The organism is Chryseobacterium luteum, from assembly GCF_000737785.1.
In the GTDB taxonomy this organism is placed as follows: Bacteria; Bacteroidota; Bacteroidia; order Flavobacteriales; family Weeksellaceae; genus Chryseobacterium; species Chryseobacterium luteum.
This window is the reverse complement of sequence record NZ_JPRO01000003.1, coordinates 67,777-83,368: the sequence shown is the minus strand read 5'-3', so window position 1 is coordinate 83,368 and position 15,592 is coordinate 67,777. Positions and strand designations below refer to the sequence as shown.

Below are 15,592 nucleotides of genomic sequence, written 5' to 3'. Positions count from 1 at the left end.
CTTTTAGTTGAACAAATACCACACAATTCCGATGTTCAGCCTAAAATCGTAAACAGGATAATGTGGAAATGCGTATGCTTTATTGCTGGAAATAACGGTTCCTATCTGCTGGCCTTCTACATAGAAGAACATTTTTTTCACCTTCATATTAATATAAAGATCGGCAATAGGCTGTCCGCCGATGGAGAATGAATCTGCATTAGGCAGAATGTATTCGTTTAAAATCGGGAAGTAATCTCTTGAGGCAAATTTTGAGAAATAATAGATTTTCAAACCTGCCTGGATTTCGGCTGCTTTTTTAAATGCCTGGCTCTGGAAGAAGAAATTGGCTCTTCCTATGAAACCTGGCATTGGAAGAAGCTCTTTATTGGTCAGCGCATTCTGGAAATGAAGTCTTGTATTCAGGTGGAATTTTCCGAAACTGAATGTAGCATCTCCCCCGATCTGGGAAATGTTCAGTGAGTTGCTGCTCTGTGCCGGAGCTCCGTCAGCATTGAAATAAGTGTAATTATCTATCCTGAAATAGTTGGCGAAAATTTCTGTTTTGAACCATTTCAGGTTGATACTTCCTCCAATTTCTGTTACCGTTTGGTTTTTGGCGTTTTCCAGATAGTAATTGTATTTATTGTAAACAGAAGTGTTTAAAAGATAATTAAATGAAGGATATGAACTCTGGAAGTTCACTTTGGCATTCACGAAATAATCTTTTATCGGCTCAAACTTTATATTATTGGCTGTTCTCAGATAGCTTCCGAACTGGCTTCCGTTTGAAAATTCCAGAAAGGACTTCAGCTGGAACTTATCCCAAAGCTTTACCTGAAGGTTTCCTACGGCTCCAATTCTATTTTCTTTAAGTTCACCCGGAAGCGTTGTTCCGTTGACTGTAGCAATATCTCTCACTCCAAATTTCAGCATCTGATAACGTACTCCTCCGTCAAGCTTGAATTTCTCATTATTAAAAACAAGACTTACGGTATTGCTGAAGTTATCTGAATATTTTTTTGTGGTAAGGGGAAAACCGTTCGTTAATTCCGAAACGTTATCATACCAATAGGTTTCTGCTGCTCCCTGATTATAAAAATATTTATTCCCCTGATGAGATAGTGTATGTCTTATGCTGAAAGGAAATTTTTCTGAATTGAATGGCGTAAACTGATGGCTCAAATAATATCTTCTGTATGAATACTGAGAGCTTGATGAAGCCAGATTAACCTGGGCGTTCTGTCGGTTTTTATAGTTGCTGTCACCACTCTGAAAGAGATTATCTTCTGTGATCCCCCCACTTTCCTGGTTATTGACATTCTGATGAAGATAATGAGCGAACAATTCATAATTTCCACTTTTGGAAATGTAATGCCCTGAAAATAGAGTATTGTTATTGGAAGCTAATGAATTTCTGTAAAATCCCTGGGAACGAAGCCCCATATACTCAAGAGCAAAATTGAATCTTTTCCCGATATTCTGAGTATAGGTAGATTTCAATGCTGCTCCATTTTTCATGGCTGTATGGTAAATGAAGGCGGCAGTAGGTGTTTTTACGTCATAGTATTTTACGTCATCAGCTCCGATGATCATATATGCTTTGTTGGAAGGAAGTAAAGACAGGTTCTGTTCCGGATTTACTTCATAAATCAAAGGATTGAATCCTGCCCCAATATTTGCCACCTGAGCTCTTCCAAAGTTGTCTGTATTGTTATATTGTGAAAAGATATGCGTCTTATCAAAAGTCATCACAGTATCAAAAAACTTCTTTTCAGAAAACTGAGTCTGATACTGATAATCATTAATGGTAGGTTTAAAAATTTTCAGGGAATCTTTTTTACCTGAGTCTATGACAAGGGTATCTTCTTCTGTTTGCGGGCTTTTAATATCTGTTTTATTAACGACCTGAGCCCTGGCAATAATACCGAAGAAGATTATTATAAAAAGGATGTACTTCATTATTCTTTATTGTAAGGCAAAAATAAGAAATAAAAGGAAATAAAAAACCCCTGCTTTGAGCAGGGGTGTATATTATGATAATTATAACTTATTTACCAATGTTTACCGATTCATCGATATTTGGGTTCGCATCGATTTCTGCCTGAGGTATTTTCAGTACAAACCTCTTATCATCCGGAGTAAGATTTACAACCGTTCTGTGATTAGAAGATCTTGTAATTCCTCGTCTTAATCTCTTAGCATCGAACCATTCAACACCATTCTCTCCATACAGTTCTTTTCTTCTTTCAACAAGAATTTCTTCACGCAAAGCAGCACCTGTATTTGTAGATTTCACTGCAGCCGCATCTCTATTCTTTTGTAATGCATATAACAAAGTATGAGCATCAGCATCTCTTCCTTGTTGTAGCATAGCTTCAGCTTCAATTAAGATCATTTCAGGAGTTCTAATGATTGGTACATCAGATCCAAAATTAAATTTGAATTTAGTAGTAGTGTAAGATCTCCAGTCATTTTGAGGCATTTTAGTAAATAGTTTTCTAACATCTGTATTGGAGAAAAGATTCACAAAATTACTATTCACATAGGTTGTTCTATATCCTGTTGTTGTAAAATCTGTAAAAGGGAATATAGCAGTGTAATAATAAGCAGACTGATCATCACTTTGGGGTGATGCAAAAATCCATTCATCATTATCCATATCATTAAATCCACCTCCGTACTGACCTGCGTTAAGTACATCAGCGGGATCTCCTCCATAAGCATTATGAGCAGCTACTTCAGCTTTAGCCCAGTTACCCATTACCTGATATACCTGTGCCTGTAATGCGTAAGCAACTTCCTTGTTCATATAAGATTTATCTATCCTATCTTCTGAACCCAGGTCAACAGCCTTTTGTAAATCAGATAAAATAAATTCATAGAACTCTTTCATTGTAGACATTGGTCTACCCTCAAGAGATCCTCCTTCTTTGTATATAGGAGGTGCCGGTAAGTTAGGATCATAAGTATAAGTCTGCTGAAATTCTAAACCTAGCTGGAAATAATAAAAAGCTCGGTATGCATATCCCTGTGCCAAGAAAGCATTTCTTTCCTCTTCTGTAATATCAGCTGTACTTTTCTGTACTCCTTCAATAAATAGAGTGAATCTACTTGCCAGCTCGTAAGGAAACTGCCATGTAAATAGGGTTCTTCTATAGGTAGGTTCCCTATTGATCTGTTCGTAATCACTTCCAAACCAGTTATTAGACTGGATAAGGTCGTTTCCTTTAAGAGATCTGGTAAAGAAAATAGATCCAAGGTTTGCTGTATCTACATTGGTATATTGACCTCTTGACTGTCTAATTATCCCTGCCATAACAGCAGTAATTCCCTCTCTAGAACCAAATGCCACTTGTTCACTAACCATGTCTGTAGCAGTAGGCTCATCCAAAAAGTCATTTGAACAGCTCGTCATTCCAAGAGAAGAAGCTACTACACCTATTATTAAAATTATTTTTTTCATTGTTAATTAAATTTAGAAAGATTAGAACCCTAGTTTAAATCCAAAAGAGATCGTCTTAAGGTTATATGATCTATTATTTACTGTTCCTGCAAACGACTGCTCAGGGTCAATCCCTTTATGAGACTGCCATGTCCAAAGGTTATCAGCTTGTACATATAGTCTAAGATCACTTATACCAAGTTGCTCCACATACTGATGAGGAATATTATATCCTAGAGTAATAGCTTTCAATCTGATATAATCATTTTTGAACAACCATCTTGTTGAAGAACTACTAAAGTCATTTTGTGCTGAAAGTAAAACTGGAATATCAGTGATATCACCAGGCTTCTGCCATCTTCCGTCAATATCCGCAGAAATTTGCCTTCCTGGACTATCTGCCACAAGCAGGTTTGCATATTGAGTATCCAAGATATATGAACCAAAACTATAGTTAAATAAGAAATTTAAATCGAATGCCTTATATTTAAAATAGTTTGAGAAACCACCCTGAATGTCAGGTAATGCACTTTTCTCATTGAAGTATCTTGTTGCATCTGCATATACCTTGGTTGTTTTTCTACCAGTTACATTACCACCTGCATCTTTAACGTCCTGATACCACATCATAAATCCATCGTTTGGATCTACCCCAGCATATTCCTGGATCCAGAAATCATATAAACTTCTTCCAACTTCCCATCTTTTTGTTCCACTTACAAAATTACCACCTTCAAGTTCTGTAATTTTATTTTTATCAAATGAGAAGTTAAGATTGGTAGTCCATGTAATATTATCATTCTTAATATTGGTAGAGTTGATTCCAAATTCCCAACCAGAATTTTCAATTTTTCCTGTGTTAAGAAGGATTGAAGAGAATCCTACTGAAGGAGAAAGTGGTTTAGGATATAATAGATCAACAGATGCTTTTTTATAATAATCTACCGTTACATTTACTCTTTTGAATAATTCCAAATCAACACCGACGTTTAATGAAGAAGTAGTTTCCCAAGTTAAACCAGGGTATCTAGTATTCAACATATAAATCCCCGCCTGGTCCAGGTTGGAATATCCTGTACCATATCCATTTACGTAAGGGAAAAATTCTGAAGAAGTAGCACCTTCAGAGTTCGCAGCTCCTTGTGCATTTAAAGTACCATTATTTCCAAGTTCACCATAAGAACCTCTGAATTTAAGGTAAGTAACTGCATTATTTTTAAAGAATTCTTCTTTTGAAGCTACCCAAGAACCACCGATTGAGTAATAGCTACCCCATCTTGTATCTGCAGAGAATCTTGATGATCCATCTTTTCTGTAAGATCCTTCAATGAAATATTTGTTTTTATAGTTATAGGCTAATCTTCCTAAAACAGAAACAATTCTGTCTTTAGATAAATTTCCATAAACACTTTCCGGTTTAGTAGATCCAGAATGATAGTAAACATCAGGTAGGAAACCTGTTGTCTGCGCCCCGATTGGAGAATAATCTAACTGGTAAGATTCAAAGATCCCATCGATATTGAAGTTGTGATCTCCGAATGACTTTTGATAGTTCAAGATGTTCGTTAAGTTGATTGTCTGAGTAATATCTCTGTTAGTTGTAACTCTTCCGCCTACACTAGCCGCTGCACCATACAAACTGTTATCATATGAATATCCGTCAAATGTATACATCTGGTATCCTACCTGTAGTTTATTCTTTAACCCCTTGAAGATTTCAGCTTCTAGGTATCCTGATAAGTTAATATCGTATCTTTTGTTATTGATTTTGTTATTATAAAATACTCCCGGTACGTTTTCGTTGTTGAAAACCGGTCTGTTTTGGTTTTGACCGTTTCCGTTAGCTCCATAATCATAGATAGGATTACCTTTAGCATCTGTCATCATATTCCCATTCTCATCTCTTCTGTAAACAGGATAAATACTTGCTACATTATAAATCCACTGGATTGCAGAAGTAAATGAATTTCCTGACTGAGTAGGATAGTTTTGTGAAGACACCCCGAAAGAGGTATTAACCCCAGCCTTTAACCAGTTATTAACCTGAGTTTCTAAGTTAAGTCTGGTTGTAAATCTTTTAAAATAAGAACTTACTACTGAACCTTCTTGATCAAGGTAATCTGTTGAGAAAAAGTAAGTTGTATTCTCACTTCCGCCCTGTAATGACAATCTGTAGTCATTTCTTACAGAAGCAGTATTTAATATTTCCTTCTCCCAATCTGTATCCCAAAGCATTTTAGCTCCAGGAACTATTTTCCCATCCAAACCAACTGGATTATTTACACCAAGAGGGTTGTAACCTAAATTAGGAATCAAATTGTTCGTCGCGTAAGTAGCAGCAACTCCAGGAGCGTCTCCTGCTACCACTCTAGAGTTCCTTAATGCTTCCCAATATAATTCCATATATTTTGCACCATCAACAAACTTATACATTTTTACTGCTGGTGAAGAAATACCTGTTTGAGCAGAAAACTCTAAACGAGGTTTTTGATTTTTTCTACCTTTTTTGGTATTAATCAAAATTACACCATTCGCACCCCTAGACCCATACAGTGAAGTAGATGATGCATCTTTTAAAACGTTGATTGATTCAACCTGATCCTGGCTAATAGAGTTTATATTTCCGTTATACGGTACACCATCAAGAATAATCAAAGGGTTAGTTGATGCATTAATAGATGCAGTACCCCTGATTTTAATTTGCGGATTTTCTCCAGGCTGACCTCCCGCACTAATAAGCTGAACTCCCGGAACACTTCCTTGAATAGCTGAAGTAACGGATGTTAGCTGCTGAGTTTCCAATACCTTTTTGTCGATAACTGAAACTGAACCAACAAGTGCTTCTCTTTTTTGCTTACCAAAAGCAACAACAACTACCTCATCAATTTTAGTAGTAGCTGTGTCTTTTTTCGTCGTTTGTGCAAAAGCAGCCTGTCCTAAGAAAAACAGAGCTCCCGCACTTAATACACGTAGTTTAACATTCATATTAACAAATTTTAATATATTTAATGGGCAAATATGTTAATAAATATTAACACTTGCAAGTTTTTTAACTATATATATGTTAGTTTTTTTTAATGCAAACTCTAAATTTCATACAAAACAAATAGGATTCAACAATAATAGTTAGTTATTATTTCATAAAATGTATTTTTTTTATATCAAAAAAAACATTTAACATATATTTTCTAAAAATAGAAATATTATTTAGAATCATTATAAATTAAAATCAGTTAAAAATAAAAAAAACCACTTTATAAAAAAGTGGTTTTCATATAGTTAAAAGCTATTATTTTAGCTTCTTCTTAACAGCTACTTCTTCGTAAACTTCAAGAATATCTCCGACTTCAATATCGTTATAGCCTTTGAGGTTCAGTCCGCATTCGTAACCTTTGGTTACCTCTCTTACATCATCTTTGAAACGCTTCAAGCTTTCCAGCTCTCCGTCAAATTTAACGATGCCATCTCTCAGTACTCTTACTTTAGACTGTCTGGTTACTTTTCCTGAAAGAACCATACATCCTGCAATCGTACCCACTTTAGAGATTTTGAATACCTCTCTGATTTCAACATTACCGATGACCTGTTCTTTGATCTCAGGGGAAAGCATGCCTTCCATGGCTTCTTTAACCTCATCAATCGCAGCATAGATTACCGAGTATGTTCTGATCTCGATTTCTTCTTTATCAGCCAACTCTTTAGCATTAGCACCGGCCCTTACATTAAATCCAATGATAATCGCATCGGAAGCAGTGGCTAAGTTAACATCAGATTCAGTGATCTGTCCAACTCCTTTATGAAGGATATTGACATTGATCTCTGCTGTAGATAATCTCTGTAACTGATCAGACAATGCTTCTACAGAACCATCCACGTCACCTTTAAGGATAATATTCAATTCCTTGAACTCACCTAATGCAATTCTTCTTCCAAGTTCTTCAAGTGTTGTATGCTTCTTAGTTCTTATTGAAAGTTCTCTTTGCAACTGTTCTCTCTTATTAGCGATAGTTTTAGCTTCACTCTCATCAGAATATACTTTAAACTTATCACCTGCAGTCGGTGCTCCATCTAAACCTAAAATAGTAACAGGAATTGAAGGACCGGCCTCTTTAAGGTTTCTGCCTCTTTCATCAAGCATTGCTTTTACCTTACCGTGGTTTTTACCGGCAACTACATAATCTCCAACCTTCAAGGTACCGGCCTGCACTAGCATTGTAGCAACATATCCTCTACCTTTATCCAATGAAGCTTCAATAACAACACCCTGAGCGGCTCTATCGGGATTAGCTTTTAAATCAAGCATTTCCGCCTGAAGTAATACTTTTTCCAACAGAACATCCATATTGTTACCAAACTTAGCTGAAATCTCCTGTGCCTGAACATTTCCACCCCATTCTTCTACCAGGATATTCATCCCGGAAAGTTGTTGACGGATATTATCTGGATTGGCACTTGGTCTATCCACTTTGTTCAGTGCAATAATCATTGGTACTCCTGCAGCCTGTGCGTGAGAAATTGCTTCTCTCGTTTGCGGCATTACATCATCATCGGCAGCAATTACAATAATGGCAATATCGGTGATCTGAGCACCTCTGGCTCTCATCGCGGTAAACGCTTCGTGACCAGGTGTATCTAAGAATGTGATTCTTTGTCCGTTTTCTAATTTTACGTTGTATGCTCCAATGTGCTGGGTAATACCTCCTGATTCACCGGCAATAACGTTGGTTTTTCTGATGTAGTCAAGTAAAGATGTTTTACCATGGTCAACGTGACCCATTACTGTAACAATTGGTGCTCTTGGAGAAAGATCCTCCTCGGTATCCATATCTTCTTCAGATTCTATTTCTTCCAGATCAGCATCTGAGAATTCAATTTTAAATCCAAATTCGTCGGCAACTAATAATAAGGTATCAGCTTCCAGTCTTTGGTTCATGGTTACCATTACACCAAGTGAGAAACAAGCAGAGATCACTTCTGTAGGAGAAACGTTCATTAAGCTGGCCAGTTCACCTACTGTGATAAATTCGGTTACTTTTAACGTTCTGTCCTGAGCATCAATTTCCTGCTGGCGTTCATCCTGTTCTCTACGGTAAGTTCTTTTGTCTTTTCTGTGTTTCGCAGATTTAGACTTACCTCCTTTATTGGTTAATTTTTCAAGAGTTTCCTTGATCTGGTTTTTAACCTGTTCGTCGGTAAGCTCAACAGGCATTGTTCTTTGCCCTGGTCTGTTATTGGTATTTCCGCCCGGACCTTTTTTGAATCCGCCTCCCTGACCTGGTGGACGGCTTCCCTGGTTATTTCCAAAACGGTTGCCTCCCTGACCTCCCGGGCCTGGCGGACGGTTACCTCCCGGGCCGCCTTGTCCTGGTGGACGATTGCCTCCCGGACCTCCCTGTCCTTGTGGACGGTTCTGACCTCCCTGGTTATTGTTATTATTTCCAGAGTTTTGATTGTTACCCTGGCCCTGTTGGTTTGGACCTCCGGGTTTTTCAATTCTCTTTCTTTTCTTTTTAGCTCCTGAACCAGGTTTTGGTGCAAACTGCGTTAAGTCAATCTTTTCACCAACGATCTTAGGACCGTCAAGCTTCTGATAAACAGTTTCTATTTTCTGAGGTTCCTGGGATTCAGGCTCAGCTGGTTTTTGAGGTTCTGCTTTCTTTTCAGCAACAGGTGCTGGCTGTTTTGGAGTTTCTTTCACAGGTTCTGCCGGTTTTTCCTCTTCTTTTTTCTCCTCCATTTTGGGTTTATCTTTTTTTACAGGTCTATTTCTGGATTCTATCTGGGACAGATCAATTTTATCCAGAACTTTGAATTCCTGTTTTTCAGGAGCTGCTTTAACTTCCGGTTCAGCCACAACTTCTTCTTTCTTTTCTTCAACCGGTGGGGCTGCTACAGGTGCTGGGGCTGCAGGAGTTTGTTCAACTTCAGGGGTTTTAGATTCAAGATCTATTTTACCTAAAATTCTAGTTTCCGGTTTGTTTGCTTTAGCTCTTATTACTTCAGGGGTTTTCTTTTCTTCAATTTCCAGTTTTTCTTCCGGAACTTTAGTGATCACCACCTCATGGGAAGCCTTTCGTTGTTCACCGTCTTTGGCAAACTCAGCCTCCAATGCAGAATATGCCGCTTCTTCTAATTGAGCGTTAGGATTGCTTTCAACTTCGAAATCCTTTGACTGTAAAAACTCTACTAATCTGGACATCGAGATATTGAATTCCTTAACCGCTTTATTTAATCTTATTTTTGGCATCTATATTATTTACTATTTTTTTTAATTCTTAAAATTAAAGTATTTCTTTTTACTGTTTATTAAAATTCATTAAAATCTTAATCTTCAAATTCTTCTTTCAGAATACGTTTTACATCTTCAATGGTTTCTTCTTCAAGATCTACCATATTCAGGAGGCTTTCGGTATCCTTATCCAATACTGACTTCGCAGTAGTAAGACCTACTTTCTTAAATTCATCCAAAATCCACTGCTCAATATCGTCATTAAATTCTCTCAAATCAACATCGTCATCCTCGCTGGATTCTCTATAAACATCTATTTCATATCCGGATAACCAGGAAGCCAGTCTGATATTCTGTCCCTGTTTTCCGATTACTTTGGAAATTTCTTCAACCGGAGTATAAACTAACGCATAGTTTGCATCCTCGTTGATGTCAATCTTGTTGATGGTAACATTTCCTAAAGCTCTCTTCACCATGATTTCAGGGTTTTTAGACCACTGAATCACATCGATGTTTTCATTTCTCAACTCTCTTACAACCCCATGAATTCTGGATCCTTTCACTCCCACGCAGGCACCTACAGGATCTATTCTGTCATCATAAGCATCTACTGCAATCTTCGCCTTTTCACCAGGAATTCTCACTACTTTCTTAAGCATGATGGTTCCGTCCTGGATTTCAGGAATTTCCAGCTCTAATAATTTCTCCAGGAATTTAGGTGCAGTTCTGGAAATAATAATCTGTGGTTTTGAACCTTTAAAATCTACTGTTTCAACAATAGCTCTGATATTTTCGCCCTTTTTAAAGAAGTCGGACGGGATCTGGTTTTCTTTTGGCAAAATGAATTCGTTCTCCTCATCATCCAGTAAGATCACATGTTTGTGACGGATGTGGTGGATCTCTCCGATAACGATTTCCCCGATTTTATCTCTGAACTGCTCGTAAAGCATTGCATTATTATGCTCCTGAAGTTTTGTAGCCAGGATCTGCTTTAAGGTAAGAATATTTCTTCTACCCAATTGGGCAACAGGAATTTCCATCGTAAAATCTTCACCTACTTCAAAAGTAGGGTCAATTTTTTTAGCTTCAGAAAGCTCAATTTCCAGATCATCATCTTCAGACATTTCGTCCTCTACAATCGTTTTATTTAAAAATATCTGAAAATCTCCTTTATCAGGGTTCACAATTACATCAAAATGATCGTCTGAATCAAATCTTTTTCTCAAAAGGGTCTTCAGTGAATCTTCAATAATTGCCATAAGATCAATCTTACTGATCCCTTTTTCGTCTTTAAAATCACCAAAGGATTCAATCAACGCTATATTATCCATCTATTTTTTTTTCTTTTAAAATTTAATTACTACTAATGCTTTTTTCATCTCAGAGTACGGAATTTCTTTTTCCTCCTCCACATCCACTTTCCCTTTTCCGACATCTTTCGGTTTCCGGTAGCGTAAAATAAGTGTGATTTTTTCATCATCCACTTTTGCCAGCTCGCCTTCAATTTTGGAAGAATCATTCAGCAATACTTCTATTTCTCTTCCGAAATTTTTCCTGAACTGTCTCGGAGCGGAAAGCGGCTCGCTTAGTCCCGCAGACATTACCTGAAGGCTGAAATCATGCTCTTCACGGTCCATATTAAACTCTATCGCACGGCTTGCATCAAGGCAGTCCTGAAGAGTCACTCCATTATCTCCATCCAGGATCACAGTAATATCATCCCCTGCAGAAATCTTCAGATCAACAAGAAACAAATCCTCTCTGGTCTCAAGGAATTCGTTTAATAATTCTTCAATTCTTTTTCTAAACTCCATACATTAATTATCTTGATTTACCAGTACGAAAAAAGGCTTTCTTCCGAAGCCTTCTCATTTTTCCCGTAAATCCTCTGCAAATATACGCATTTTTTCTAAAAAAGCAAAATCTAGTTCGTTATCAAGTAAATACCTTTAAATTTCCATTAAAGTAAATTAAACGGACAGGTGAAAGTATTTTTATTATTTTTGTCCTAAAATTTAAAACAAACATTGTGAATATAACAATTGTAGGAACAGGTTATGTAGGGCTGGTTACAGGTACTACCCTGGCAGAACTTGGCAATTCAGTATACTGTGTTGACATTGATGAAAAGAAAGTAGAAGGTATGAAAAACGGCATTGTTCCCATCTATGAGCCGAACCTTGAAGAAATGTTTCTGAGAAACATCCAATCTGAAAGATTATTTTTCACCACCAACCTTAAAGAAGCTTTAGACAAAAGTGAAGTCATTTACCTGGCGCTACCAACGCCACCGGGAGAAGACGGTTCTGCTGATCTTTCATATGTCATCCAGGTTGCCAATAATATCGGAGAAATGATGACAGAATATAAAGTCATCGTAAATAAAAGCACCGTTCCCGTAGGAACCGCAGACAAAGTAAGAGAAGTGATCGCTTCTAAGACAGACATTCCTTTTGATGTGGTTTCCAACCCGGAGTTCCTGAGGGAAGGCTTTGCTGTAGAAGACTCCATGAATCCTTCGAGAGTAGTCGTGGGCGCCAGCTCTGAAAAAGCAAAAACTATTATGGCTAAGATTTACCAGCCATTTACCAATACAGGAATTCCGATCATCTTTATGGATGAGAAATCATCTGAACTTACGAAATATGCAGCCAACTCATTTCTTGCCGTAAAAATCACTTTCATGAACGAAATTGCCAATTACTGTGAGAAAGTAGGTGCCGATGTGGACAAAGTAAGACTTGGAATGGGAAGTGATGACAGAATCGGGCACCGGTTTTTATTCCCGGGTATAGGATACGGCGGAAGCTGCTTTCCTAAAGATGTAAAGGCGCTTATAAAATCCGGAATACAGGAAGATTTCAATTTCCAGATCCTTGAGGCCACGGAAAAAGTAAATACTTCACAGAAAGTAATTCTGGTTTCAGAGATCGAGAAATACTTCGGAGGCAGCATCAGCGGAAAGAAAATTGCCATGTGGGGGCTGGCATTTAAAGCCAACACGGACGATATCAGAGAGGCATCGTCTTTGGACAATATTGCTCTATTATTGGAAAAAGGCGCAAAAATTGCTGCGTATGACGCGGTAGCAGAAAAAAATGTACGGAAACTTCTTGGTGACAAAATACATTACGCAAAAGGAATGTATGATGCCCTTGAAGATGCAGACGCCTTATTCATCGCTACGGAATGGCCTGAATTTAAAAATCCGAATTTTGAACTGATGGCTAAGAAAATGAAAAATAAAGTCATTTTCGACGGAAGAAATATGTATCCGCTGGAAATTACTGAACAGAATGGATTTCATTATAAAAGTATAGGAAGAAAGACCATAGAAAATAAATAGATGAAAAATATAATTATTACCGGAGGAGCCGGATTTATCGGATCTCATGTTGTAAGAGAATTTGTGAAAAACAATCCTGACACCACCATTATCAATCTTGATGCTCTCACCTACGCCGGAAATTTAGAAAACCTGAAGGACATTGAAAATGAACCTAATTATGTTTTCGAAAAAGCAGATATTACAAAACCTGAAGAATTAAGAAAAGTATTCGAAAAATATAATCCCGATGCCGTTGTGCATCTGGCAGCAGAAAGTCATGTAGACAGAAGTATCACGGATCCGATGGCATTTATTAACACCAATGTAAATGGAACCGCCAACCTTCTTAATTTGTGTAAGGAATTCTGGACCCTGAATCCTGATCATACCCATGGAAGATTTCCTGATGAAAAAAGAAACAATTTGTTTTACCACGTTTCTACGGATGAAGTATATGGAAGTCTTGGTGAAACAGGATTCTTTCTGGAAACTACGGCTTACGATCCGCAATCCCCATATTCTGCTTCAAAAGCTGCTTCCGACCATTTGGTGAGGGCTTATGGAAATACTTACGGGATGCCGTTCATCATATCCAATTGCTCAAACAATTACGGGCCGAATCATTTTCCTGAAAAATTAATTCCGCTTTGTATTTCAAATATTATCAATGAAAGGCCATTGCCAATTTATGGGGACGGAAAGTACACCAGAGACTGGCTGTTTGTAATTGACCATGCAAAAGGTATTTATCAGATCTTTAATGAAGCTAAAACCGGAGAAACGTACAATATCGGAGGTTTCAACGAGTGGCAAAATATTGATTTAGTGAAAGAATTAATCAAACAAATGGATTCCAAACTAGGAAAACCTGAAGGCCATTCTGAAAAACTAATTACTTTCGTAAAAGACAGACCGGGACATGACAAGCGTTATGCTATTGATGCCACTAAACTTAATAAAGATTTAGGCTGGAAGCCATCTGTGACTTTTGAGGAAGGGCTTTCAAAAACCATCGACTGGTATCTTGAAAATAAAGAGTGGCTGGAAAATGTTACAAGCGGCGATTATCAAAAATACTACGAAAATCAGTATAATTAACAAACACAAAATATGAAAGGAATTATATTAGCCGGAGGATCAGGAACAAGACTCTACCCTCTTACAATCGCCGTAAGCAAGCAGCTGATGCCTGTTTACGACAAACCCATGATCTATTATCCTCTTTCCACTTTGTTGCTGGCGGGGATTAAAGATATCCTGATCATTACAACTCCTCACGACCAGGCAGGATTTGTCAAACTATTAGGTGATGGTTCTCAGATCGGATGTAATATAAAGTATGTTGTACAGCCAAGCCCGGACGGTTTGGCACAGGCCTTTATTTTGGGTGATCAATTCATCGGCAATGATCCTGTTGCATTGGTTTTGGGCGACAATATTTTCTACGGTTCTGAAATGGGCACTTTACTGAGGAATAAGACCAATCCGGATGGCGGGGTGGTTTTTGCCTATCATGTTTCCGATCCGGAAAGATACGGTGTTGTAGAATTTGATGATGATTTCAAGGCTGTTTCTATTGAGGAAAAACCTTTAAAGCCAAAATCGAATTATGCAGTTCCCGGCTTATATTTCTACGATAATGAGGTAGTGGAGATAGCAAAAAACATTCAGCCTTCTTCAAGAGGAGAGCTTGAAATTACCGATGTCAACAATGTGTATCTAAGAAAAGGAAAACTTGAAGTCGGGGTTCTGGACAGAGGAACAGCCTGGTTAGATACCGGAACATTTGATTCTCTTAATGATGCTTCTGAATTCGTAAGCGTTATTGAAAAAAGACAGGGCTTCAAGATAGGCTGCATTGAAGAAATTGCATTCCGGAATAAATTCATCAACGAAGAAAAACTGCTTGAAACCGCTGAAAAATATGGTAAAAGCGGTTATGGCGAATACCTTAAGCAGCTCGTCAGGAAATAATTTTATATTATTATAAATCCCAGCAACTATTGGCTTTATAGCCGATAGTTTTTTAATACAAGATCATCTCATATTTTCTCTAATCCGGAATACTTATTTGATGTAAATTTTTATGCACTGTTACATAATAAGAGCAGGACATACTCCGATAGTAATTTTATAATTAACTTTGAGGGCTTAAAGAATTTTTTATAAACATTAATGGAATACGATAAACCGCAAATCATCACATTTGACAAAATAGGATCATCGCAGCTGGGCTATATAACCATAGCCGAAACGCAGAAAAATGTTCCTTTTGAGATAAAACGTGTCTACTGGACCTATTACACACCTCATGATGTAACCAGAGGAGGGCATGCCCACAAGGCATTACATCAGTTCATATTTGCTGTTTCAGGAACCATTACCTTTAATACAGAGGATAAAGATGGCAGCAAAGAAATCTTTACTTTAGACCACCCTACAAAAGGTTTATATATTCCAAAACTGGTATGGAGAGACATTCAGTTTTCGCATAATGCTGTCCTGTTGTGCCTGGCTTCGGAAGTTTATGATGAGGAGGATTACTTCAGAGATTATGAAGAATTTAAAAAGACGACAGATAAGGGTTAAAGAAATACTAAAACTTAAACCA

Annotated in this window: 10 protein-coding genes; 4 read left to right on the top strand and 6 right to left on the bottom strand. The window is 37.5% G+C overall.

Going from position 1 to position 15,592, the window contains the following annotated elements:
• Positions 1–3: 3 nt before the first annotated feature.
• The 6 genes from IX38_RS05555 to rimP form a co-directional block, all read right to left on the bottom strand.
• Positions 4–1,941, bottom strand: coding sequence for a putative porin (locus IX38_RS05555; RefSeq protein WP_034702711.1), 1,938 nt, complete (start codon positions 1,939–1,941; stop codon positions 4–6).
• Positions 1,942–2,029: 88 nt separating this feature from the next.
• Complete coding sequence (locus tag IX38_RS05550) at positions 2,030–3,445, bottom strand: RagB/SusD family nutrient uptake outer membrane protein (RefSeq protein ID WP_034702708.1); 1,416 nt, start codon at positions 3,443–3,445, stop codon at positions 2,030–2,032.
• A 21-nt stretch (positions 3,446–3,466) separates the two neighbouring features.
• Positions 3,467–6,409 carry a SusC/RagA family TonB-linked outer membrane protein gene (locus IX38_RS05545; protein ID WP_034702705.1) on the bottom strand — a complete coding sequence of 981 codons (2,943 nt, stop codon included), beginning with the start codon at positions 6,407–6,409 and terminating at the stop codon, positions 3,467–3,469.
• Positions 6,410–6,713: 304 nt separating this feature from the next.
• Positions 6,714–9,671: a translation initiation factor IF-2 gene (infB, locus tag IX38_RS05540; protein WP_034702703.1), complete on the bottom strand. Its 2,958-nt coding sequence runs from the start codon at positions 9,669–9,671 to the stop codon at positions 6,714–6,716.
• 77 nt (positions 9,672–9,748) lie between these two features.
• The gene (nusA, locus tag IX38_RS05535) at positions 9,749–10,984 is read right to left on the bottom strand and encodes a transcription termination factor NusA (RefSeq protein WP_034702700.1); all 1,236 of its coding nucleotides are present in this window, start codon (positions 10,982–10,984) and stop codon (positions 9,749–9,751) included.
• Positions 10,985–10,999: 15 nt separating this feature from the next.
• Complete coding sequence (rimP, locus tag IX38_RS05530; RefSeq protein WP_034702697.1) at positions 11,000–11,467, bottom strand: ribosome assembly cofactor RimP; 468 nt, start codon at positions 11,465–11,467, stop codon at positions 11,000–11,002.
• Between the two features lie 215 nt (positions 11,468–11,682).
• Between rimP and IX38_RS05525 the strand changes: the two genes are divergently transcribed.
• From IX38_RS05525 to IX38_RS05510, 4 genes are all read left to right on the top strand, one after another.
• Positions 11,683–12,999 (top strand): UDP-glucose dehydrogenase family protein, encoded by a 1,317-nt coding sequence (locus IX38_RS05525; RefSeq protein WP_034702695.1) that lies wholly within the window; start codon positions 11,683–11,685, stop codon positions 12,997–12,999.
• Entirely contained in the window at positions 13,000–14,079 is a 1,080-nt protein-coding gene (rfbB, locus tag IX38_RS05520) for a dTDP-glucose 4,6-dehydratase (RefSeq protein ID WP_034702692.1), read from the top strand.
• A 12-nt stretch (positions 14,080–14,091) separates the two neighbouring features.
• Positions 14,092–14,955, top strand: a complete 864-nt coding sequence (gene rfbA / locus IX38_RS05515; RefSeq protein ID WP_034702689.1) for a glucose-1-phosphate thymidylyltransferase RfbA — start codon at positions 14,092–14,094, stop codon at positions 14,953–14,955.
• A gap of 201 nt (positions 14,956–15,156) precedes the next feature.
• Positions 15,157–15,570, top strand: a complete 414-nt coding sequence (locus IX38_RS05510; RefSeq protein ID WP_034702686.1) for a sugar 3,4-ketoisomerase — start codon at positions 15,157–15,159, stop codon at positions 15,568–15,570.
• Positions 15,571–15,592 lie beyond the last annotated feature (22 nt).

Excerpts from the sequence above, each read along its gene's own strand:
- IX38_RS05555 (WP_034702711.1), bottom strand. The coding sequence starts at position 1,941 with ATGAAGTACATCCTTTTTATAATAATCTTCTTCGGTATTATTGCCAGG.
- nusA (WP_034702700.1), bottom strand. The coding sequence starts at position 10,984 with ATGGATAATATAGCGTTGATTGAATCCTTTGGTGATTTTAAAGACGAA.
- infB (WP_034702703.1), bottom strand. The coding sequence starts at position 9,671 with ATGCCAAAAATAAGATTAAATAAAGCGGTTAAGGAATTCAATATCTCG.
- rfbA (WP_034702689.1), top strand. The coding sequence starts at position 14,092 with ATGAAAGGAATTATATTAGCCGGAGGATCAGGAACAAGACTCTACCCT.
- rfbB (WP_034702692.1), top strand. The coding sequence starts at position 13,000 with ATGAAAAATATAATTATTACCGGAGGAGCCGGATTTATCGGATCTCAT.
- IX38_RS05545 (WP_034702705.1), bottom strand. The coding sequence starts at position 6,409 with ATGAATGTTAAACTACGTGTATTAAGTGCGGGAGCTCTGTTTTTCTTA.
- IX38_RS05510 (WP_034702686.1), top strand. The coding sequence starts at position 15,157 with ATGGAATACGATAAACCGCAAATCATCACATTTGACAAAATAGGATCA.
- IX38_RS05550 (WP_034702708.1), bottom strand. The coding sequence starts at position 3,445 with ATGAAAAAAATAATTTTAATAATAGGTGTAGTAGCTTCTTCTCTTGGA.
- rimP (WP_034702697.1), bottom strand. The coding sequence starts at position 11,467 with ATGGAGTTTAGAAAAAGAATTGAAGAATTATTAAACGAATTCCTTGAG.